We start from the raw sequence: 19,666 nt of genomic DNA, 5'->3' as shown, positions 1-19,666 counted from the left end.
GGTTCCCGCACATGTCACACCACCTGCCGCCCACACCACCACCCCGGCTGCCGCTGCCGCTGCACCGTCGTGGCTTCCTGCAAGCCGTCGGCCTGACGAGCGCCATGGCCGCGCTGCCCGCGCTCACCGGCGCCGACTCGGCGTGTGCGGCGGACGGTTCGGCCGCGCCCCCGGACGACATCGCGGCCACCTACCACCGGGTCCTGCTGATCCACACCCGCTGGTCCGAGACCCAGTGGGACGGTGCGGCGGGGCACTACACCGCGAAGGACTTCGGTTTCGCCGTCGTCCTCGGCAACGCGGTGCTGCTGACCCACGGCACGTACGACAGTGCGCGGGCCGGTGTCGACCGTGACACCCTCAAGGCGCGCACGCTGGCCACCATCCGGCACTTCGCGGCGTCGAACCGGCTGACGGGCGGCACCGAGTGGGGCCGGAAGCTGTTCTTCGACACCACCTTCCAGTCGTACTTCGTGCTCGCGGCGCGGCTCCTGTGGGACGAGCTCGACGCCACCACCCGCTCCCGCGTCGACACGATCACCCGTGAACAGGCCGCGTACACCACGTCGTTGGGCACGGGCGACGATCCGGACTCGGGCGACTGGACGCCGAACGGCCTCAAGGGCGGTCACGCCGGTGACACCAAGCTGGAGGAGATGGGCCTGTACGCGCAGACCCTCGCGCCCGCCCTCGCCTGGGCCCCTGACGATCCGCGCCGGGGCGACTGGGAGTCCGGATACGGTGTCTGGTCGCGCAACGAGGCCGGTCTGCCGCCCGCCGACCTGGCCAATCCGGCGCTCGTGGACGGGGTACGCGTCTCGCGCAACTCCGCGCGGAACCTGTACGACACGTTCATCGTCGAGAACCACGGCTCCTTCGGCCCGCACTACCAGGAGGAGTTGTGGCGCACCTCCGGCCGGAACGCGGCACACTTCCTGGCGGCCGGGCGGCCGCTCCCCGAGGTCCTGACGCGGCAGCCGAACGCGCGGCCGCTCTGGCGCACGCTCCTTGGTGTCATGAGCGATGCCGGTGAACCGCTGATGCCGATGGTCAACGACCGCGAGCACCTGTACGGCAGGGATGTCATCCCGCTCGCGTTCCTGGCGCGGGTGACGGGCGACCGGTCGGCGGCCTGGGCCGAACAGGCCCTGGCGGAGCGCCTGGAGGCGTACCAGAAGTATCCGCCCCAGTACCGCCTCGCGAAGTTCTCGGGTGAGCCGAAGTACGAGCCGGAGGCCCGCGCCGAGCTGGCCATCAGCTATCTGCTGCATGTGTGGGCGGCCGAGCGCGGTGATGAGCCGGTGCACCCGTACGCGCGTGAGGAGGTGTTCGAGCACGCCCGCGGGGTCACGGACTTCGGCGCGGGGCCCGGGCTTGTGTCCCATCAGTCGCGGGCCGCGTGGGCGGGGGCCGTCGGCAAGTCCGGTTTCGTGAAGTTCGGCTGGCAGCCGGGGCACGACGACTGGCTGTTCAGGCTGAGCGGCGCGACACCGATGTTCCTGCCGTCCACGGCGGGCGAGGTCACGGCGCGCGAGGTGCGGGTGTACGAGTCGGTGCGCGACGGCTTCGACGGCAGTGCGAGCGTACTCCAACTGGGCGGCGGCTACGCGGGGTTCGCGACGCTGCCGACGGGTTCGGTGGTCTACGCGAGCACAGGTACCGGCGCGGGCGAGGGCCATCTGGAGGTGCACAACCTCACGATGCCCGGCATGGCGGGGCTCGACGGCTCACGCGCCTACCGCTTCGAGGAGGGCGGTGTCTCGGTGCGGGCCCGGGACGAGGACGGGTCGGGTTCGGGTGCGCGCGTCGATCAGGTGGAGGTGCCGCGCACCGCCGTCCGGCACGTACGGATGCTCGGTGTGCGCCCCGACCCGACGTACGGGTACTCGCTGTACGCCCTGGAGGTACGGGACGGGGCCGATGGCCCGGATCTGGCGCGCGGCGGGGCGGCGACCGCGTCGTCCAGCGAGACCGGCAGGGGTGCCGCTCTCGCCGTCGACGGTGACCCGACGACCCGGTGGGCGGTGGCCAAGGCCGAACGGCCGCGCGCCGACAGCTGGTTGGCCGTCGACCTGGGTGCCACGCACGACGTCGATCGCGTGACGGTGCGCTGGGAGGCCGCCGCCGGGCGCGCCTACCGTGTCCAGGGTTCGACGGACGGCACACACTGGGAGGACCTCGCCACGTGGCCGGAGCCGGACGTGCGCAGCCGTGGTGGCTGGCTCGACGTCGACGGGCGGGCCGGGCTCGTGGTGCGGGGCGGCGGGCATCCGATCGCGGTGTACGGGGACACGATCGTCGCGGCGGACGGCCCGGCGGCGCCCGTCGTGGTGGAGGGTTTCGCGGAGGCGTCGGCGGGCGCGCTGCGCGCGGCGGCCACCGGGCCCTTCCCCACGGCCGCCTCCGGTGCGGTTCATGTGTCGCTCACCGATGGGCACTTGGCGGTGTTCAACCTGTCGGGCGGGCGAGTCACCACGCCGGTGTCCGTCCCGCAGGAGGGCACACGTCGTACGGCCTTCGAGGGCGACCAGACCGTCACCGACGACGGCACTGCCTACCATGCCGAACTCGACGCCGGACAGGCGGTGTTGCTCGCCCCGCGCTGCACGCTGACCCCGCTCTCCGGCGACCGCCTCCCCACCGGCCTGCGCATACGGGTCGTGGACGGCGCCACCGTCCGGCTCTCCGGCGCCGCGTGCCGGGTCCGGGTGGCGGCGCAGGGCCGTAGCGCGGTGGCCGTGGTGACGCGTGCGCGGGAGACGGCCGTGCACCTGCCCGGTGCCACCGCGTTCCCGTTGGACGATCTCGCGCTGGGCCGGAGCGTGTTCCCGACCGGTCCGCTGCCCGACGGCATGTCCGATCCGGGCGCGGCGGTCGACGGGGACCGGTCGACCTCGTGGCGGCCGGGTCCCGGTGGCCGCCTGGTCGTCGACCTCGGCGAGGACAGAGCGGTCCGCACCGTGGAGGCGCAGTGGACGGTCGGCGGCGCGCCGCCCGCCGAGGTGGAGCTCAGCGCCGACGGGCTCGCGTACCGGGGCGCCGGCCGCCTCGACGGGAAAGGCCCGGAGCGGACCCTCAAGCTCGGCTCCGCCACCGCGCGGTACGTCGCGTTCGCGGTGGTGGCGGGCGGCCGGGCCACGGACGCGCGACTGGTCCGCCTGTCCGTGCGCTGAGGCGGTCGCGCCCTCGTTCGGCACGACGGGTGGTGTGCCGTAGGTCAGTCGCTCGCGGGGGCGGGGGCCGGGGCGTCCTGCGGCGACGCCTCCGGTGCCGCCTCCGGTGCCGCCTTCGCGCGCCGCCAGGGGCCGCGGAAGAACAGCGACGCCGGCACGAACACGGCCATGCAGCACACCGACACGATGAGCCACGCGCGCCAGCCGCCGGACTCGATGACACGGGGCACCGCGACCAGCACCACCACCGCCATCGCCTTGGTCAGGAAGGTGAACACGCCCCACGCGGTGCCCTGGAGGCGCGGGTCGATGTCCTCGGCGTTCTCGGAGAAGTTCGCCATCCACGGCCCGTAGGCGCAGCCCATCACGCCGCCGATGAGGGCGCCGGTGATGGCGACGTGCAGGTGTGACACGTCGTCGCGGCCGATGAGGCTCGCCAGGTAAGCGGTGAGGACGATGCCGCCGACCGTGCCGCCGACACAGAACGGCTTGCGCAGTTGCAGGCGGTCGGAGAGCCGGCCGGAGAGGACGAGCGTGAGGATGTTCAGCGTCCAGAACGCCGCCATGATCTGGGAGGCCCGCGCCGCCGTCAGGTCGAAGCTCTCCGCGAGCATGGTCTGCCCGTACACGGTGAGTGTCACGTACAGCACCAGCCAGGACGCGATGCCGATGACGTGTGCCCAGACGGCGCGGTGTGCGAACAGGTCGCGGACGCGGGGTGGTTCGGTGTGGTCGGCGCGGCCGAGTGTCTCGCGTTCGGACTGGACGATGCGGGCGCGCAGTTCGGGTGACAGGTCGGCGATGTTGAGGGCGATCACCACGGAGAGGACGAGCGAGACGGTGCCCATGATGACGAACTGCGAGCGCCACGAGTCGTCGAACAGCGGCAGCGTGAGGCTGGCGACGGCGGCGGCGAGGAAGCTCGCGCCGACCGGGCCCCAGGTCCAGAAGCCGAAGGCCTGCGCGCGGCCCATCCGCGGCGAGAAGTCCCGCACGAGCGGCGCGGTGCCCGCCATCGCCATCCCGTCGACCACCGACAACACGGCGCGTACGGCGAGGAGTTGACCGGGTGAGTGGACGGTCGTCATCAGGAAGCAGCACAGCGCGGTGAGCATCAGCAGCGGCACGATGAGCCGCACTCGGCCGACGGTGTCGGTGAGCCGACCGCCGACCATCGACGCGATGGCGCCCGCGACGAGCGCGGTGGCGGAGACGGCGCCGTACGTGGTCAGTGACATGTCGAGGTCGTCGAGGAGCAGTGGCACGACGGGCGCGATCTGGCCCTCGTAGGAGGCGATCAGGACGGCGAGGACGGCCATCGACAGGATGCGCATCCGCTGCCGGGAGTTGGGGTAGTGGTCGAGCTCGCGCACCCGGAAGAGCCGCGGGCGCGGGCGTCCGCCGGTCACGCGCCGGCCCCGCCGCACTCGCCGGCCCGGCCGCACTCGCCGGCCCGGCTTCACTCGCCGATCCCGCCGAGTCGGACGTGCCCCTTGATGAGGTTACGGGCGATGGTGCGCTTCTGGATCTCGTCGGTGCCTTCGAAGATGCGCAGCAGGCGCAGCTCGCGGTACCAGCGTTCGATGGGGAGTTCCTTGGTGTAGCCCATGCCGCCGTGGATCTGGAGGACGCGGTCGACGACCTGGTTGGCCATGACGGCGCCGTTGAGCTTGGCGATGGAGGAGGCGTGCCGGGCGTCCATGCCCTGCTGGGCGCGCCAGGCGGCGTACAGGGTGAGCCACTTCGCGGACTCGATCTCGACCTGGGAGTCGGCGATGTGCCACTGGATGGCCTGGTAGTCGGCGATGGGGTGGCCCATGGAGTGCCGCTGGCGGGCGTAGTCGACGCCCATCTGCAGCATGCGTTCGGCGGAGCCGATGGCGCGGGCGGGGATGAGGTAGCGGCCCTGGCCGATCCACCGCATGGCGAGGTGGAAGCCCTGGCCGACCTCGCCGAGGACGTTGCGTCCTGGGACGCGTACGTGGTCGAAGACGAGGGAGGCGGGTCCCCACTGGCCCATGGTGGCGATGGGTTCGGACTTCCAGCCCATGTCTCGGTCGACGAGGAAGCAGGTGACTCCGCCGTCGGCGCCCTTGTCGGGGTCGGTGACGGCGAACACCATCACGAAGTCGGCTTCGTTGCCGCCGGTGATGAACGTCTTCTCGCCGGTGATCAGCCAGTCGTCGCCGTCGCGGACGGCGCGGCTGCGGATATTGCGGGCGTCGGAGCCGGCGCCGGGTTCGGTGATGGCGAAGCAGGAGCGGCGCTCACCCTCGATGGTCGGCAGCAGGTACTCCTGTTTCTGCTGGTCGTCGCAGGAGTAGAGGATGTTGTCGGCGCCGCCGCCGAAGCTGAAGGGGACGAAGGTGCGGCCGGTCTCCATCGCGATGATCGCGGACATGACGGCGCCGAGGTTCATCCCGCCGTACTCCTCCGGGGTGTTGACACCCCAGAAGCCCACCTTGCGGGCCTTGGCGCGGAGTTCGGCGATCTGTGCGGGGTCGACACCTGGCCGTCCCGCGCGTTCGTTGCGGAGCACGTCCTGCTCCAGCGGCATCACCTCTTTGGTGATGAACGCGCGCACGGTGTCCCGGATCTGGCGTTCCTCGGTGGACAGCGAGAAGTCGACCACGGCAGTGCCCCTCAATCCTGGAACGGGAATCTAGGAATGAGTTCAAATTGCCTGCGGCGGGGCAGTGGGTCAAGAGGTGGGAAGCGGTCGGAGGGGGCAGCAGGATGACACGCAAGGCGGTGCGGACCGCGGTCAAGGACAACGCCTGGCAGTGGAGCCGCACGGAGCAGACCCGCCGCACCCTGCTCGACGCGGCCCGCGAGGTCTTCTGCGAGCAGGGGTTCACGGACACGGCGATCGTCGCGGTGGTGCGCAGGGCCGGGTCGAGTGTCGGCAGCCTCTACCACCACTTCGGCGGCAAGACGGAGCTGTTCGTGGCGCTGTGGGAGGACTACGAGAACTCCCGCGAGCGCGAGGCGTCCGAAGCGGTGGCCGCGGCGCGGGCGGCGGGCGAGACGGATCCGCTGGAGCTGTTCCTCGTCGGCACGCGCAGCTTCCTGGAGGGGTGTTGGCGGCGCCGTGACCTGATCAAGCTGTGGATGGACGGGGACGGGCCGCCGGGCTTCGAGCGCATGCGGCGGGCGCGCGGCCTGGAGTGGATCCGGCAGAACGCGGTGCTGCTGGAAGCGGGCAGCGAGCCGGTGGACCGGCTCGTCGTCGGGGTCCTCACGTCGGTGATCGGCGAGGCGGGCCGGGAGATCGGCACGTGTGCGCGCAAGCGGGACGCCGACGCGATCTGTCACGCCACCGTCGCGCTCATCCGCAGGCTGGACCCGCTGCACATCGACCCGCTCCGTACGCACTGAACCGACTTCACGGCCTGAACGGCATGCACGGCATGCACGGCATGCACGGCATGCACGGCATGAATGTACCGACCGGGCTCAACACACTGAACGGGCTCAACGCACTGAACGGGCTCAACGCACTGAAGGGAACACACGTGGCACAGACCGAGGACGAGGCGCCCTATTTCACCCTGCGTGGTGACACGTTCGTGCCCGAGGAGCACGCGCGCGGCTGGTGGGCGCCCGGCACGGTGCACGGCCGGCTCCTGGGCGGGCTCGCGGCGCGGGCGCTGGAACGTGAACACGCCGATGAGGGGCTGCACTTCGCCCGGCTGACGGTCGACCTGTTCCGCACCGCGCCCTTCGCCCCGGTCGAGGTCACGACGGAGCGGGTGCGCGACGGGAGGCGGATCCGGGTGGCCGACGCCGTCGTGCACGGCGGGGGTAAGCAGCTGGCCAGGGCCAGCGCGGTGCTGCTGCGCACGAGCACACCACCGCCGGGACACATCCCCGCGACCGGGCCGTGGGACGCGCCACCGCCGGAGGAACTGCTCGCCGCGCACGGCCGTACGCAGTTCTTCCGCTTCGACGAGGAGCTGCGGCCGGTGCGGGAGTGGCGCGGCGATGAGCGGCGCCGGTCCTGGATGCGCGACGCCCGCCCGCTGGTCGGCGGCGAGGCCCTGTCACCGCTGGTCCGCGCCGCGCTCGCCGCCGACACCGCGAGTCCCCTCGCCCACGCGGGCGACGACGGCCTGCGCTACATCAACGCCGACTACACGCTCTCCTTGAGCCGCCTCCCGCTCAGCGACGAGATCGGCCTCGAGGCCACGGCGCACACCGCCGAGGACGGCATCGCGGTCGGCCACTGCACCCTGTACGACGCGGCGGGCCCCATCGGCTACTGCACCACGACGGCGCTCGCGAATCCGGCGCCGGAGCGGTGAACTTGCGCCGAGGTCGCGGGTCATACCCCCGGGTTCTCCGGCACCGGCAGACACTCGGCGAGCAGGTCGACGACATCGCGCCAGGCGCGCCGCGCGTGCTGTGGGTGGTAGCCGACGCCGGGGACCGTGACGTGACCGACCGGCGGGTGGTGGAAGGCGTGCAGGGCGCCGCCGTAGACGGTGAGGCGCCAGTCGACGCCCGCGGCCCGCATCTCGGCGGTGAACGCGTCCCGTTGCGCGGGCGCCATGATGGGGTCCTCCGAGCCGACCCCGGCCCACACGGGGCAGCGAATGCGCGCCGCCTCGCCCGGTCGTCCCGTGGTCAGTGCGTTGACCGTCCCGATCGCGCGCAGGTCGACGCCGTCGCGGCCGAGTTCGAGGCCGACGGCGCCCCCGGTGCCGTAGCCGACGGCGGCGATCCGGTCGGGGTCGGTCCGCGGTTCGGCGCGCAGCACGTCGAGCGCCGCGTGGCCGATGTCCCGCATCCGGTCGGGTTCGGCGAGCAGTGGCAGGCAACGGGCCCGCATCTCCTCGGGGTCGCTCAAGTAGCGCCCACCGTGAAGATCAAAGGCCAGCGCCACGTATCCCAGTTCGGCGAGGGCATCGGCCCGGCGCCGCTCGACGTCGCTGAGCCCCGTGCCCTCCGGCCCGAGCAGCACCGCGGGCCGACGACCGTCACCGGCCGGGAGCGCGAGATGCCCGCGCATCGGCAAGCCGTCGGCCGCGTACTCGACCGTGCGTGTCGTGGTCGTTGTCATGTGTCTGGACTGTAGTGATCGTTGAGCCCGGACCGGCCGGTGTTCTGCCGGCGGCAGAACACCGGCCGGGTGTCCCTCTCGCCTACAGTGCCTGCACTTCGTCGTACGAGAGTGTGTCGCCGGTCGGCCGCCGCCCGTCGCGGATGGCGCGCGCGGTGGCCACGGCCTCGCCGAGTGCTCTGCGGTAGAGCAGGGAGCCGAGGCTGACGCGGCGGACGCCGAGCACGGCCAGTTCGTCGAGGGTGGGGCCCGTGGGCGAGTAGAGGACGTTGAGAGGGAGTTCGAAGCGGGACGTCAGCGCGCGGATGCGGTCCGGGTCGGCGAGTCCCGGCACGAACAGGCCGTCGGCGCCCGCCTGTTGGTACGCGGCGAGGCGCTCCTCGGTGCCGTCGTGGCCGAGGCCGAGCCAGTGGGTGTCGGTGCGGGCGTTGACGAACAGCCCGGGGGCGGCCACCTTGACCGCCGCGATCTTCGCGGCATGGCGCTCGGTCGGGGTGAGGGTGCCGTCGGCGCGGCCGTCCTCCAGGTTGATTCCCGCGGCGCCTGCGTCGGCCAACTCGCGGGCCAGTTGCGCCACTTGGTCCGGGTCCTCGCTGAAGCCGCCTTCCATGTCGACGGTGAACAGGAGAGTGCCGCGGCCCAGTTGGCGGGCCAGGGCGAGGGTGGCGCCGGCGGTGGCACCCGCGCCGTCCGGGAGCCCCGCGGCGGCGGCCACGCCGAGGCTGGTGGTGCCGACGGCCGCGAACCCGGCGGCGGCGAGGGCGGCGGCCGAGGCGCAGTCCCAGGCGTTCGGCAGGAGCAAGGGGGTCGGCTGCCGGTGCAGGCGGGCGAAGGCGGTCGAGGGGTGTGGGGCGAGGGTGGTTCGGGGGTGTGGGGTGGGGGCGGTCCGGGAGTGTCGGGTGAGGGCGCCCGCCGCCAGGGCCATGGCGTGATCCCGTCCGGGGCAGACGCGCGGCGGCGCCCCGAAGGCCAGCGGCGGATCGCCGTCCGCCGGGCCCACCGCGGTGGCGTCCAGCAGCACCAGTTCCCCGGCGGCGACCGCCACCTCACCGACCTTGGTGTCCCGGGCGGCGACGCGGCGCAGGGCGCGGACGGGCGGGTCGTCGCGGAGGGTCGCGTGGAGCAGCGCGTCCACGGGAAGGCGGGTTTCGGCATCGGCGGCGGACCGGGCATTGCGCACGAGTGCGGCGGTGGCGTCGCAGGCCTGGACGAGGAGGCAGATGCGGGCGGCGACCAGTTCTTCGGCGTCGTGCGGCTCCGCGCCGCCGAGCGACTCCCTGCCGCCCTGCCCCTCCCCGCCCGGAGACAGCAGTCGTACGAGGAGTTCCACCGCCGCGTCCGCCCTCGCGTCCTCGCCGCCGAAGTAGGCGGCGGCGACCGCTGTGATCGATTCCGCCACGGTCCGTGGTTCGCGGTAGCCGAGCGCCTCGGCGAGGGTGCGGACGACGTCGGCCCCGGTGGCATCGGACCAGCGGCTCGCCGCGTCCCGCAGCCGCGTCGGGTCGAGGCGGGCCAGCTCGGCCTCCACCAGTGCGCGGCGCCGCGCGTGCGGCTCGCCGGAGCTGAACCGGGGGACGGTGGACCGCAGCCAGGCCATCGACGCGCCGGTCCTGCCCTCGGGGCCCGCGGGCAGCTCCGGCACCAGGTCCGGGTTGGCCAGCGCCGCGCGTACGTCGTCGTAGTCGTGGACCTCGTGCACGGTTCGGTTCATGCGGTCGACGCTAGGCGGGGAACCGTTCGGGGCCGGCCGAAGCGTGCCCGGTGTCCGCCGCCCCGCCGCGCAGCGCCGCGTCGAGCGCCCTCATCAGGTGTGCCACGCGGCTCTTTCCGTGCGGCGCGGCGGGGTACCGGCTCAGTACCTCGACGACGGCGGGCGTGGCGCGGCGCACCGCTTCGGTGTCCGCCTCCTTGGCGGCCCGGTGCGCGTCGAGCGCGGTGACGCGCTGCAGCCGGGACCGCTTCGCTCCGCCCACGAAGTCCCACGCGGCGTCGACGGCGGCTCGCGTCCGGGGGTCGTCGGGAACGGCGGCCTCGAACACGGGGAGGGCCTGTTCAGCGCTCTGCGCGGCGTACCGTGCGACGGCGCGCAGCTCGTCCATGGTCAGGTCGAAGTCCCCGGTCACCGTCGTATCCGTCACCGTCGTACGGGACACCGTCGAATGCGTCGGCGTGGTCCTGGGTGTCGTCGGCATGACGCGATCCTCTCACCCGGACCGCACGAGTCACCCGGGCCGCCCGAGTCACCCGGACCGCACGAGACCTTGGGCCCGGCCACCGTCGGGCCCTTCGCCTCTGTGCGCCGCCCACCCGCCTCGGCGACGGTAGTAGGGACGGAAGTGAAGTGACGCGTGCACCGCAGCGCGCGCGACCACCTTCCCGAGGCCGCACCGAAGACGAGAGCCCCGGCAGCGCGACAGGCTGCCCGCAGCGCCACCGGTCCGGGCCTGCCACTCGACGGAAAGGTTTCTCACCGATGGCCACGCGCGACGGACGACGGTTCCCACTGCCCCGCCGGAACCCCGACAGGCGGCACCGCAAGGACGAGCGCACCCGCAAGCAGCGCGTCGTGCGCCGCCTCGTATGGGTCGTCACGGCCGTCCTCGTCGTCTGCCTCGGCACCGCCGGCTTCGCGTACTGGCGCCTCGACCACAACGTCTCCGGCATCGACCTGTCGAAGGTGCTGACCGACGCCGACGACTCCGGCGCGATGAACATCCTCGTGATGGGCTCCGACTCCCGCTCCGGCGACAACGGGGACCTGGCCGGCGGCGACACCGGAGGCACCTCCCGCTCGGACACCACGGCCGTCGTGCACATCAACGAGGACCACACCAAGGCCGAGACGGTGTGGATTCCGCGCGACACGCTCGTGGACATTCCCACGTGCACCGACAGCGACGGAAACACCGTTCCCGCGCAGCAGGACGCCATGTTCAACTCGGCGTACAGCGAGGGCGGTCCGGAGTGCACGGTGAAGACCGTGGAACAGATGTCGGGTCTTGAGCTGAACCACTACGTGGAGCTGGACTTCTCCGGGTTCGTGCAGTTCGTCGACGACATCGGCGGTGTCACCATCACCACGACCGAGGACATCGACGACCCGGACAGCGGCTTCGACGAGCCGGCCGGCACGCACCACCTGGACGGCGACGAGGCGCTCGCGTTCGTCCGTACGCGGCACGGCGTCGGCGACGGTTCGGACCTCGACCGGATCCAGTTGGAGCAGCAGATGGCGACGGCCGTCATCGACCAGGTGAAGAGCCTGAACCTGGTCACGCACCCGAAGCAGGCGTACGACATCGCGTCGGACCTGACGAAGTCCCTGACCACGGACACCGGTCTGGACTCGATCTCCTCGCTGCTCGGCCTCGGCAAGAGCCTCACCGGCATCGGGGCGGACGACGTCACGCAGGTGACGCTGCCGACGCAGACCGCGCCGAGCGACCCGAACCGGGTGGTGCCCAAGTCCCCGGACGCGGGGCAGGTCTGGGACGCGCTCAAGAACGACAAGTCGATCCCGTCGTCCATCGTGCACGACCAGCGGGCCAACCCGGCCAACGGCTCGTCGTCCGGCTGATCAACCGAGGGGCCCCAGAAGGCGGTTACCGCGCCGTCACCCGCCGCAGCAGCCGCAGAAACTCCTCCCGCTCCCCCGTGGAAAGACCCTCCAACAGCTGATCACTCACGTCGATCACACCGGGCGCGAGACGGGCCACCAGGCGCCGACCCCCGTCCGTGATGCGTACGAGCTTGCGGCGGCGGTCGCGCTCGTCCTTCTCGATCTCCAGCAGACCGCGGCCCCGCAGCCGTTCGAGCAGCGGTGCCGCGGTCGACTTGTCGAGGTGGGCGGCGGCGCCGAGCGTGCCCTGGTCCATGTCTCCGTGCAGTTCCAGCAGGCTCAGGACGGTGAACTGCGGGCCTGTCAGGTCCTGGTGGACCTGTTCGTACCAGAGCCTGGTGTGCAGTTGGTTGAGCTGGCGGGCCAGCGGACCGAGCCCGTCGAGCGCGGCCTCCAGCGCCTCGGCGTGCGTGCTCTTCCCGGGCTTCGGACGGGACATCGACAGGACCCCTCGGTTGATTAGGACGTACACGTACTTTACCGTGAAGCGCATAGGACGTGTACGTAATAACTGTGCGTGGCGCATGCGCGACGCACAGGACAGGAGGGTGTCGGTCATGACGCAACGCGGCAGTGCGCTCAACTTCCGTGATTTCGTGCGGGAGTTGCTGGACGCGGGCGACGCGGTGGACATCCGTGAGCCGGTCAGCCCGACGCTCGAAGTCGGCGCCGTCACGCGGCGCGTCTATGAGACGCGGGGCCCCGCTCCCCTCTTCAGCAACCTGACCGAGGGTGCGCCGGGGCACCGGATACTCGGCGCACCCGCCGGTCTCACCGGACGCGCGGACGGCGCGTACGGGCGGCTCGCCGCGCACTTCGGGCTGCCCCGCGAGACGACGCCCCGCGCACTCCTGGAGAAGCTCATCTCCGCGATGCACGCCGAACCTCTCGCGCCGCGCGTCGTCGACGGCGGCCCCTGCAAGGAGAACGTCCTGCGCGGCGCGGAGGTCGACCTCACCCGCTTCCCCGTGCCGTTGCTGCACGCCGAGGACGGCGGCCGGTACTTCGGGACGTACGGCTTCCATGTCGTGCGCACACCCGACGGCCGGTGGACGAGCTGGTCGGTGAGTCGCACCATGCTGCACGGGCCGCGCACCCTGGTCGGGCCCGCGATGCCGCAGCAGCACCTCGGCATGATCCACCAGATGTGGCGGGAGCGCGGCGGGCCCACGCCCTGGGCGATGGTGCTCGGCGCCCCGCCCGCAGCGCTTGCCGCCGCGGGCATGCCACTGCCCGCCGAGGTGAATGAGGACGGGTACGTGGGCGCTCTCGCCGGCAGCCCCGTCGACGTCGTCCGTACCGAGCTGCACGATCTGTACGTACCCGCCAACTCCGAGATCGTCCTGGAGGGTTGGATCAGCCCGGACGAGACCGCCGACGAGGGGCCGATGGGCGAGTACCACGGGTACTCCTTCGCCGGGAGCAAGCGGCAGCCCGTGTTCCACGTCGAGACCGTCACCCACCGCGACGAGCCGATCCTGCCGGTGTGCGTCGCGGGACTGCCTCCGGAGGAGAACCACACCATCTGGGGCACGATGATCTCGGCGACCAGCCTGGACCTGCTGCGCTCCAGCGGCCTCCCCGTCTCCATGGCCTGGTGCTCGTACGAGGCCGCGACCTGCTGGATCGCCGTCGCCGTGGACATCGAGCGGCTGGCCGCGACGGGCATGGGCGAGCGGCAGCTCGCCGACGCCGTCGCCGAGGTGCTGTTCGGCTCGCACACCGGGTGGCTGGTGCCGAAGGTGATCCTGGTCGCCGACGACATCGACATCACCGACATCGACCAGCTGGTGTGGGCGATGGCGACGCGCTACCACCCCGGCACCGGCGAGTACGTGTACCCGCGGGCGCCGGGCATTCCGATGGTTCCCTACCTCACGCCGGATGAGGCGCGCGACGGCCGGGGCGGGAAGGCCGTCATCAGCTGCCTGCTGCCCGCCCAACTGGCCGGCTCCGCACCGGGGATCACCGCTTCGTTCCGCGACTCGTACCCCGAGGACGTACGGCGACGGGTCCTGGACAAGTGGACGGCGTACGGATTCCGCCACTGAGGACCGGGGGGCGCGGCGGCAGGGCAGGGGGCGACCGGCTCAGCGCACGACGTCGAAGACGTTCTTCTGGAGCCCGTTCGCGTACGCCTCGTGCTCGACGAGCTTCAGGCGCTGGCTGTCCTTGTCCGTGGCGCTGAACAGGCGCTTGCCCGCGCCCAGCAGCACCGGGAAGACGAGCAGGTGGTAGCGGTCGATGAGGCCCGCGTCCGAGAGGTTCCGGTTGAGGGTGGCACTGCCGTGCACGATGATCGGGCCGCCCTCGGTCTCCTTGAGCGCGGCGACCTCGTCGAGCGAGCGCAGGATCGTCGTCTCGCCCCAGTCGGACACCAGGTCGCCCTGCTTGAGGGTGGTCGACACGACGTACTTCGGCATCGGCTTGTAGTGGGCGAAGTCCGCCATCCCGGGCCACACCGGGCTGAACGCCTGGTAGCTGACCCGGCCGAGCAGCATCGCGGTGGCCTCGGTCTGCTCCCTGCCCTTGATCTCGTACGCCTCGGGCACGAAGTCGATGCCCTTGAACGTCCATCCCGAGTTGCGGTACTCGGGCTCGCCGCCCGGCCCTTCCATGACTCCGTCGAGGGAAACGAAGGCCGTGCTGATCAACGTACGCATATCGGATCTCCCTGAATCTGCGCCTGTTACCTGTGGACTCTGCACCAATTACCTTTCCTTGACCGGCGTGTGCGGCGAAACTCATCGTTTTGTCGAGGCCCGCTCCCACAAATGCGCTTGGGTGATGCGCGGTGCGGTGGGGCGTTCCCCCGCGATCAGGGACTGGAGGATGTCGAGGAGCGCGCCGGAGCTGCCGACCGGGTCGAGTTCGAGCGCGGAGATGGTGGGCCGTGCGCCCCGGGAGTGCTCGGAGTCGGAGCCGGCCGCGACCATGACCCGGCCGGGGACCTCGACGCCTTGGGACATGAGTCCCTCCTGGACGCCCGCCGCGTGCCGGCCGGTCAGGCAGAAGACGGCGTCCGGGAGGCCGTCGGCGGCGATCCGGCGGGCCAGGTCGACGCCGCCCTCGACGCCCGCGCGTTCGGCGAGTTCGTAGAGGCGCGGCGGGAGGCCGCGGTCCGCGCACCAGGACGTGTAGGCCGCTTCGTGCTCGCTGTTCCAGGCGTTCGCGTCGGTGCCGCGGACCAGGGCGACGGTGCGGGCGCCGCGGGCCGCCAGGTGGTCGAGGACGAGGCGCGCGGAGGCCGCGTCGTCCTCCGACGCCCAGTACGGGAAGTCGGGGCGGCCGGGGGCGCTGCCGTAGGTGACGTAGGGGATGCCGCGCCGGTCGAGGAGGGCGACGACCGGGTCGTCGCGGTGCGGGTTGGTGACGATGTAGCCGTCCATGGAGAACGCCAGGGGCGGCACCGGCGACCGGGTCAGGTCGGGCACCAGCATGAGGCTCAGGCCACGGGCGAGGGCCTGTGAGGCGGCGGCGCCGACGAACTTCTCGAAGACGTCGACGCCTTCGGGCTTGTAGTCGCCGAGCGCGTCGAGGGAGCGGAGCACGAGGCCGACCGCGCCCATCGTGGAGCTGCGCATGCCGCGCGCGAGGGCGTCCGCCGCGTACCCCATCTCGTCGGCGGTCTCGCGGATGTGCGCGCGGGTGGCGGCGCTCAACGTCCCCTTGCCGTTGAGGGCGTGCGAGACGGCGGTGATCGACACCCCGGCCCTGCGGGCCACGTCCTTGATGGTGATGCCCTGCGCGCGTGCCACTTCCCGTCCCGTCCTCTCGTCCATGCCCAGGCCCGTGCGAACCCGTCCTGGCCAGGCATTGTATAAAACGTTTTACCTTCCTACGGTGATCCGCGCCCCCTCCCCCGTCCTGGAAGGAATCCCGTGTATCTGCACACCCTGACCACCGACACCGTCGACCCGAGCGAGCGCGGGGCGCTGCTCGGCGGCCGGTTCGGCGGCGAGATCCGGCGCGGCGCCGCGCTGTACCTGGAGCACTTCGCCGCGCTCGGCCTGCCCGATGAGCGCGTGCGCGAGCTGGCCGAGCGCAGCCATGAGGCGCTGCGGGCGTGGGCTCCTGGTCTCGCCGCGGAGTCGGACGCCTGCGCGGACGCGGCCGGTGTCGAGCGGTGGCGGGTCGCCGCGGTCGGCGCCCGCACGGAGATCCTCGCGGCGTGCCCGCCCGCCGGTGAGGGCGAGTGCTCGACGGCCGTGTACGCGCCCGGGGGCGGCGCCGCCCCGCAGACGGTGCAGACGTGGGACTGGCACGAACACCTCGTGCCCGACGCCCTGTTGCACGCGTTCACCCCGGCCGAGGGCCGCACGGTGAAGCTGTTCACGGAGTTCGGCGCGGCGGCCAAGATCGGGGTGAACAGCGCGGGCCTGGGCGTGCACTTCAACATCCTGTTCCACCGGGCGGACGGCGCGGGCGGCGGCGTTCCCGTGCACGCGGTGGCGCGCCGAATCCTCGACGAGGCGGACACCCTCGAAGAGGCCGTGGAGCTCGCGGGGTCGGCGCGGGTCTCCGCGTCCACGTCGCTGACCGTCGTGACCGCCGACGGCGGCGCCGCGAGCCTCGAACTGTCCCCGCGCGGGCTCGCCGTGGTGCGGCCGGGCGACGACGGCTGGCTGCTGCACACCAACCACTTCCTCGACCCGGAACTGGCCGCCGGTGATGTGTGCCCGGGTGACTCGTCGACGGCGGAACGCCTCGCACACCTCGGCGCGGTCCGGGCCGCGCTGCCGGGGCTCGCGCCGGCCGAGCGCGCCAAGGCGCTGTGCGGGAGCGCGGGTTCGGGCGCCGTGGTGTGCATGCGGCCCGACGCCGCGAAGCCGCCGCACGAGCAGTGGGGCACGCTCCTGACCGTCGGCCTCGACATCGCGGGCGGCGGCCTTGACTACGCGGTCGGGACACCCGACATCGCGGCCGAGCGGGGCTTCTCCCGCTTCTGACACGCCGCCTCCCCCGCCCGCCGTCTTCGAAGGATCAGCAAGGACCAGCGATGACACAGACCGTCAGATCCGGCCCGCCGCAGCAGGCCGCCACCTCCGTGAACGTGGTCCGCACGTTCTTCATCTCCGGCTTCGGAACCGCCCTGGAGTTCTACGACTTCATCATCTACGGGCTCGCCGCCGCGCTCGTCTTCCCGGAGGTGTTCTTCCCGAGCTTCGATCCCACGGTGGGCACCCTCGTGGCGTTCGCGGCGTTCGGCAGCGGCTTCGTGGCGCGTCCGCTCGGCGGCATCGTGATCGGTCACTTCGGCGACCGGATCGGCCGCAAGGCGATGCTGGTGCTCACGCTCCTGGTGATGGGGTCGAGCACGTTCCTCATCGGCTGTCTGCCGACGTACGGGGCGTTGGGCGTGGCCGCGCCGATCATGCTGGTCGTCCTCCGCCTCGTGCAGGGTTTCGCGGCGGGCGGCGAGTGGGGCGGCGCGTCGCTGTTCGGCATCGAGAACGCGCCGCGGGACCGACGCGGCCTGTGGGGCAGTTTCACCAGCGCGGGCATCGGCATCGGCTCGCTGTTCGGCACCGGCGTCTTCACGCTGGTGACCCTGCTTCCCCAGCGTGCGCTGGAGAGTTGGGCCTGGCGGGTGCCGTTCTGGCTGGGCGGGCTGCTGGTCCTGGTGGGGGTCGTGGCGCGCTCGCGGATGCCGCACGAGGAGCGCCGCACCGAGTCGGCGCCGCGCGTCCCGATCCTGGACGCCGTCAAGCGGCACCCGCGCCAGATGCTGCTCGCCATCGGCGTCGCGTTCGGCTACAACACCCTCGCGTACATCGGCTCGATCTTCACGGTGACGTACGCGGAGGAGCGCGGCTACAGCCACACGCAGTCGCTGCTCCTCCAGGTCGCGGGCTCCATCGCGTTCATGGTCGCGGTGCCGGTGATGGGGCTGCTCTCCGACCGGTTCGGCCGCAAGCCGGTGGTGATCCTGGGGACGCTCGCGTACGGCGCGTTCTTCTTCGCGTACTTCCCGATGGTGGACGGTCATGTGCTGCTGCTGGCGACGGTCGCGTACGTGGTGGTGAACGTGTTCATGGCGGCGCCGCAGGGCTGCATTCCGGCGTTCCTGGGCGAGCAGTTCTCCGCCGCCACCCGCTACTCGTCGATCTCCGCGACGTACCAGGTGGGCGCCGCGCTCGGTGGCGGTACGGCCGCGACGACGGCGACCGCGCTGCTGCTCGCCTTCGACGGGAACCCGATCGGGGTGGGGCTGTACTCGGCGGCCGCTGCGCTCGTCCTCGCGCTGTGCGCGTGGGGGCTGCGGGAGACGTTCCGGGTGCCGACGGACGAACTCGGCACGGCCCAGGGAGCGCGCCGCGCCTGACGCGATCGCGGCCCTTGCCAAACATTCCGCGCAACTGATCTCATGCTCTCCGATCGTCAACAGTCCAGTTGTTGACAATAGACATTCTGAGAACATGAGATCAGCGGAAGGCACACCGCCATGGATCCTCTCTCGCATCAACCGGCCGGCGGCGACAGCGGCGGCGGACGCCCGCCGGTCCCGCCCAAGACCCTCCGCCGCGTCGTGGCCGCCGCCGCCATGGGCAATGCCATCGAGTGGTTCGACTACGGGATCTACGGCTATCTCGCGGTCCATGTCGGCCGCGCCTTCTTCCCTTCCGGCGACTCGCTCTCCCAAATGCTGTCCACGTTCGGCGTGTTGGCGGTGTCGTTCGCGGTGCGCCCCTTCGGGGGCATGGTGTTCGGTCCGCTCGGCGACCGCATCGGACGCCAGCGGGTCCTCGTCCTGACGCTGTCCCTGATGTCGCTCGCCACCTTCGCGATCGGTGTGCTGCCGACCTACGCGACGGTGGGGGCTGCCGCGCCGCTGCTGCTTGTGCTGTGCCGGATGCTGCAGGGCTTCTCGACGGGTGGCGAGTACGGGGGTGCCGCCACCTTCATGGCCGAGTACGCGCCGGACCGCAGGCGCGGGTTCTTCGGCGCGTTCCTGGAGTTCGGCACGTTGATCGGCCTGACGTCGGGCGCGGCGCTCGCCACGTTCGTGTCCACGGCGGTCGACCCGGCGACGGTCGACGCGTGGGCGTGGCGGGTGCCGTTCCTGGTGGCGCTGCCGCTGGGCGCGGTCGGCCTGTATCTGCGGATGCGGCTGGAGGACACTCCGGTGTTCCAGGAGATGGCGGAGCGCGAGGCGACGTCGAAGGTGCCGCGCCGCGAGACACTGAAGCACTGGCGGATGATCGGCATCCTGATGGCGTTCACGCTGCTCCTGAACGTCACCGACTACGCGCTTCTGACGTACATGCCCACGTACTTGAAGTCGGTCCTCGGCATCGGTGACCTGGCGAGCGACCTCGTGCCGATGACCGTGATGGTGGCGATGATGGTGGTCATCCTGCCGATCGGCGCGCTCACCGACCGCGTCGGCCGCAAGCCGGTCGTGCTGACATCGTGTGTCGGCTCGCTGATCCTGTCGGTGCCGGCGGTGTGGCTGATCGGTCGCGGCTCAACCGCCGCCACGGTGGCGGGCGTTGCCGTCCTCGGCCTGCTCCTGGTGATGCTCCAGGCGTCGGTGGCCTCGACACTGCCCGCCCTCTTCCCGGCACACGTCCGCTACAGCGCCTTCGCCATCGGCTACAACTGCGCGACGTCACTCTTCGGCGGCACGGCTCCCCTGGCCATCACGGCACTGATCGCGTCGACGGGCGACCACCTCGTGCCCGGCTACTACATGGCGGCGGCCGCGCTGCTCGCCCTGGTGCCGCTGATCCGGATGCCGGAGACGGCGGGCCGCTCGCTGCGGGCGGCGGCGCCGGAGGAGGCCGGGGTGTCCGTACGGGCGTGAGGGAC

16 protein-coding genes are annotated in these 19,666 nt (G+C 71.9%); 8 read left to right on the top strand and 8 right to left on the bottom strand.

Annotated features, from left to right (window positions below):
- Positions 1-11 precede the first annotated feature (11 nt).
- The gene (locus RBJ65_RS35885; RefSeq protein ID WP_306319605.1) at positions 12-3,173 is read left to right on the top strand and encodes a discoidin domain-containing protein; all 3,162 of its coding nucleotides are present in this window, start codon (positions 12-14) and stop codon (positions 3,171-3,173) included.
- Between the two features lie 44 nt (positions 3,174-3,217).
- On the opposite strand, the gene RBJ65_RS35880 is transcribed toward RBJ65_RS35885, so the two are convergent.
- Both RBJ65_RS35880 and RBJ65_RS35875 read right to left on the bottom strand, forming a co-directional pair.
- Positions 3,218-4,582, bottom strand: a complete 1,365-nt coding sequence (locus RBJ65_RS35880; RefSeq protein WP_306319604.1) for an MFS transporter — start codon at positions 4,580-4,582, stop codon at positions 3,218-3,220.
- Positions 4,583-4,632: 50 nt separating this feature from the next.
- Entirely contained in the window at positions 4,633-5,805 is a 1,173-nt protein-coding gene (locus RBJ65_RS35875; RefSeq protein WP_306319603.1) for an acyl-CoA dehydrogenase family protein, read from the bottom strand.
- A 104-nt stretch (positions 5,806-5,909) separates the two neighbouring features.
- On the opposite strand from RBJ65_RS35875, the gene RBJ65_RS35870 reads away from it, so the two are divergent.
- On the top strand, positions 5,910-6,551 hold the full coding sequence (locus tag RBJ65_RS35870) for a TetR/AcrR family transcriptional regulator (RefSeq protein ID WP_306319602.1): 642 nt from the start codon (positions 5,910-5,912) through the stop codon (positions 6,549-6,551).
- Between the two features lie 23 nt (positions 6,552-6,574).
- On the top strand, positions 6,575-7,477 hold the full coding sequence (locus RBJ65_RS35865; protein ID WP_306319601.1) for a thioesterase family protein: 903 nt from the start codon (positions 6,575-6,577) through the stop codon (positions 7,475-7,477).
- A 20-nt stretch (positions 7,478-7,497) separates the two neighbouring features.
- On the opposite strand, the gene RBJ65_RS35860 is transcribed toward RBJ65_RS35865, so the two are convergent.
- From RBJ65_RS35860 to RBJ65_RS35850, 3 genes are all read right to left on the bottom strand, one after another.
- Positions 7,498-8,235 carry a dienelactone hydrolase family protein gene (locus RBJ65_RS35860; protein ID WP_306319600.1) on the bottom strand — a complete coding sequence of 246 codons (738 nt, stop codon included), beginning with the start codon at positions 8,233-8,235 and terminating at the stop codon, positions 7,498-7,500.
- An 82-nt stretch (positions 8,236-8,317) separates the two neighbouring features.
- Positions 8,318-9,946, bottom strand: a complete 1,629-nt coding sequence (locus tag RBJ65_RS35855) for an isocitrate lyase/phosphoenolpyruvate mutase family protein (protein WP_306319599.1) — start codon at positions 9,944-9,946, stop codon at positions 8,318-8,320.
- Positions 9,947-9,956: 10 nt separating this feature from the next.
- On the bottom strand, positions 9,957-10,427 hold the full coding sequence (locus tag RBJ65_RS35850) for a putative immunity protein (protein ID WP_306319598.1): 471 nt from the start codon (positions 10,425-10,427) through the stop codon (positions 9,957-9,959).
- Positions 10,428-10,708: 281 nt separating this feature from the next.
- Here RBJ65_RS35850 and RBJ65_RS35845 point away from each other — a divergent pair, with 281 nt between their 5' ends.
- Positions 10,709-11,812: an LCP family protein gene (locus RBJ65_RS35845; protein ID WP_306319597.1), complete on the top strand. Its 1,104-nt coding sequence runs from the start codon at positions 10,709-10,711 to the stop codon at positions 11,810-11,812.
- Between the two features lie 25 nt (positions 11,813-11,837).
- On the opposite strand, the gene RBJ65_RS35840 is transcribed toward RBJ65_RS35845, so the two are convergent.
- Positions 11,838-12,293, bottom strand: a complete 456-nt coding sequence (locus tag RBJ65_RS35840) for a MarR family winged helix-turn-helix transcriptional regulator (RefSeq protein ID WP_306319596.1) — start codon at positions 12,291-12,293, stop codon at positions 11,838-11,840.
- A 118-nt stretch (positions 12,294-12,411) separates the two neighbouring features.
- On the opposite strand from RBJ65_RS35840, the gene RBJ65_RS35835 reads away from it, so the two are divergent.
- Positions 12,412-13,905: a UbiD family decarboxylase gene (locus RBJ65_RS35835; protein ID WP_306319595.1), complete on the top strand. Its 1,494-nt coding sequence runs from the start codon at positions 12,412-12,414 to the stop codon at positions 13,903-13,905.
- Between the two features lie 39 nt (positions 13,906-13,944).
- Here the strand turns inward: RBJ65_RS35835 and RBJ65_RS35830 are convergent, their stop codons facing one another.
- Both RBJ65_RS35830 and RBJ65_RS35825 read right to left on the bottom strand, forming a co-directional pair.
- A complete protein-coding gene (locus RBJ65_RS35830; RefSeq protein WP_306319594.1) occupies positions 13,945-14,517 on the bottom strand; it encodes a dihydrofolate reductase family protein in 573 nt (190 codons plus the stop codon).
- A gap of 81 nt (positions 14,518-14,598) precedes the next feature.
- Positions 14,599-15,612, bottom strand: a complete 1,014-nt coding sequence (locus RBJ65_RS35825; protein WP_306319593.1) for a LacI family DNA-binding transcriptional regulator — start codon at positions 15,610-15,612, stop codon at positions 14,599-14,601.
- 123 nt (positions 15,613-15,735) lie between these two features.
- On the opposite strand from RBJ65_RS35825, the gene RBJ65_RS35820 reads away from it, so the two are divergent.
- The 3 genes from RBJ65_RS35820 to RBJ65_RS35810 all read left to right on the top strand — a co-directional run bounded on the left by RBJ65_RS35820 (position 15,736) and on the right by RBJ65_RS35810 (position 19,661).
- The gene (locus tag RBJ65_RS35820; RefSeq protein WP_306319592.1) at positions 15,736-16,803 is read left to right on the top strand and encodes a C45 family peptidase; all 1,068 of its coding nucleotides are present in this window, start codon (positions 15,736-15,738) and stop codon (positions 16,801-16,803) included.
- Positions 16,804-16,853: 50 nt separating this feature from the next.
- Positions 16,854-18,179 carry an MFS transporter gene (locus tag RBJ65_RS35815; RefSeq protein ID WP_306319591.1) on the top strand — a complete coding sequence of 442 codons (1,326 nt, stop codon included), beginning with the start codon at positions 16,854-16,856 and terminating at the stop codon, positions 18,177-18,179.
- Between the two features lie 120 nt (positions 18,180-18,299).
- Entirely contained in the window at positions 18,300-19,661 is a 1,362-nt protein-coding gene (locus RBJ65_RS35810) for an MFS transporter (protein ID WP_306319590.1), read from the top strand.
- The last annotated feature ends 5 nt before the right edge of the window (positions 19,662-19,666 follow it).

It is taken from the genome of Streptomyces sp. KL109B (assembly GCF_030766935.1).
Taxonomy (GTDB): Bacteria; Actinomycetota; Actinomycetes; order Streptomycetales; family Streptomycetaceae; genus Streptomyces.
The sequence above is the reverse complement of the archived record's forward strand: the minus strand, read 5'-3'. Positions and strand labels throughout refer to the sequence as shown.

Coding starts and splice junctions, on each gene's coding strand:
- RBJ65_RS35815 (WP_306319591.1), top strand. CDS start 16,854: ATGACACAGACCGTCAGATCCGGCCCGCCGCAGCAGGCCGCCACCTCC.
- RBJ65_RS35810 (WP_306319590.1), top strand. CDS start 18,300: ATGGATCCTCTCTCGCATCAACCGGCCGGCGGCGACAGCGGCGGCGGA.
- RBJ65_RS35870 (WP_306319602.1), top strand. CDS start 5,910: ATGACACGCAAGGCGGTGCGGACCGCGGTCAAGGACAACGCCTGGCAG.
- RBJ65_RS35845 (WP_306319597.1), top strand. CDS start 10,709: ATGGCCACGCGCGACGGACGACGGTTCCCACTGCCCCGCCGGAACCCC.
- RBJ65_RS35850 (WP_306319598.1), bottom strand. CDS start 10,427: ATGCCGACGACACCCAGGACCACGCCGACGCATTCGACGGTGTCCCGT.
- RBJ65_RS35855 (WP_306319599.1), bottom strand. CDS start 9,946: ATGAACCGAACCGTGCACGAGGTCCACGACTACGACGACGTACGCGCG.
- RBJ65_RS35830 (WP_306319594.1), bottom strand. CDS start 14,517: ATGCGTACGTTGATCAGCACGGCCTTCGTTTCCCTCGACGGAGTCATG.
- RBJ65_RS35885 (WP_306319605.1), top strand. CDS start 12: ATGTCACACCACCTGCCGCCCACACCACCACCCCGGCTGCCGCTGCCG.
- RBJ65_RS35835 (WP_306319595.1), top strand. CDS start 12,412: ATGACGCAACGCGGCAGTGCGCTCAACTTCCGTGATTTCGTGCGGGAG.
- RBJ65_RS35865 (WP_306319601.1), top strand. CDS start 6,575: ATGCACGGCATGCACGGCATGCACGGCATGCACGGCATGAATGTACCG.
- RBJ65_RS35860 (WP_306319600.1), bottom strand. CDS start 8,235: ATGACAACGACCACGACACGCACGGTCGAGTACGCGGCCGACGGCTTG.
- RBJ65_RS35840 (WP_306319596.1), bottom strand. CDS start 12,293: ATGTCCCGTCCGAAGCCCGGGAAGAGCACGCACGCCGAGGCGCTGGAG.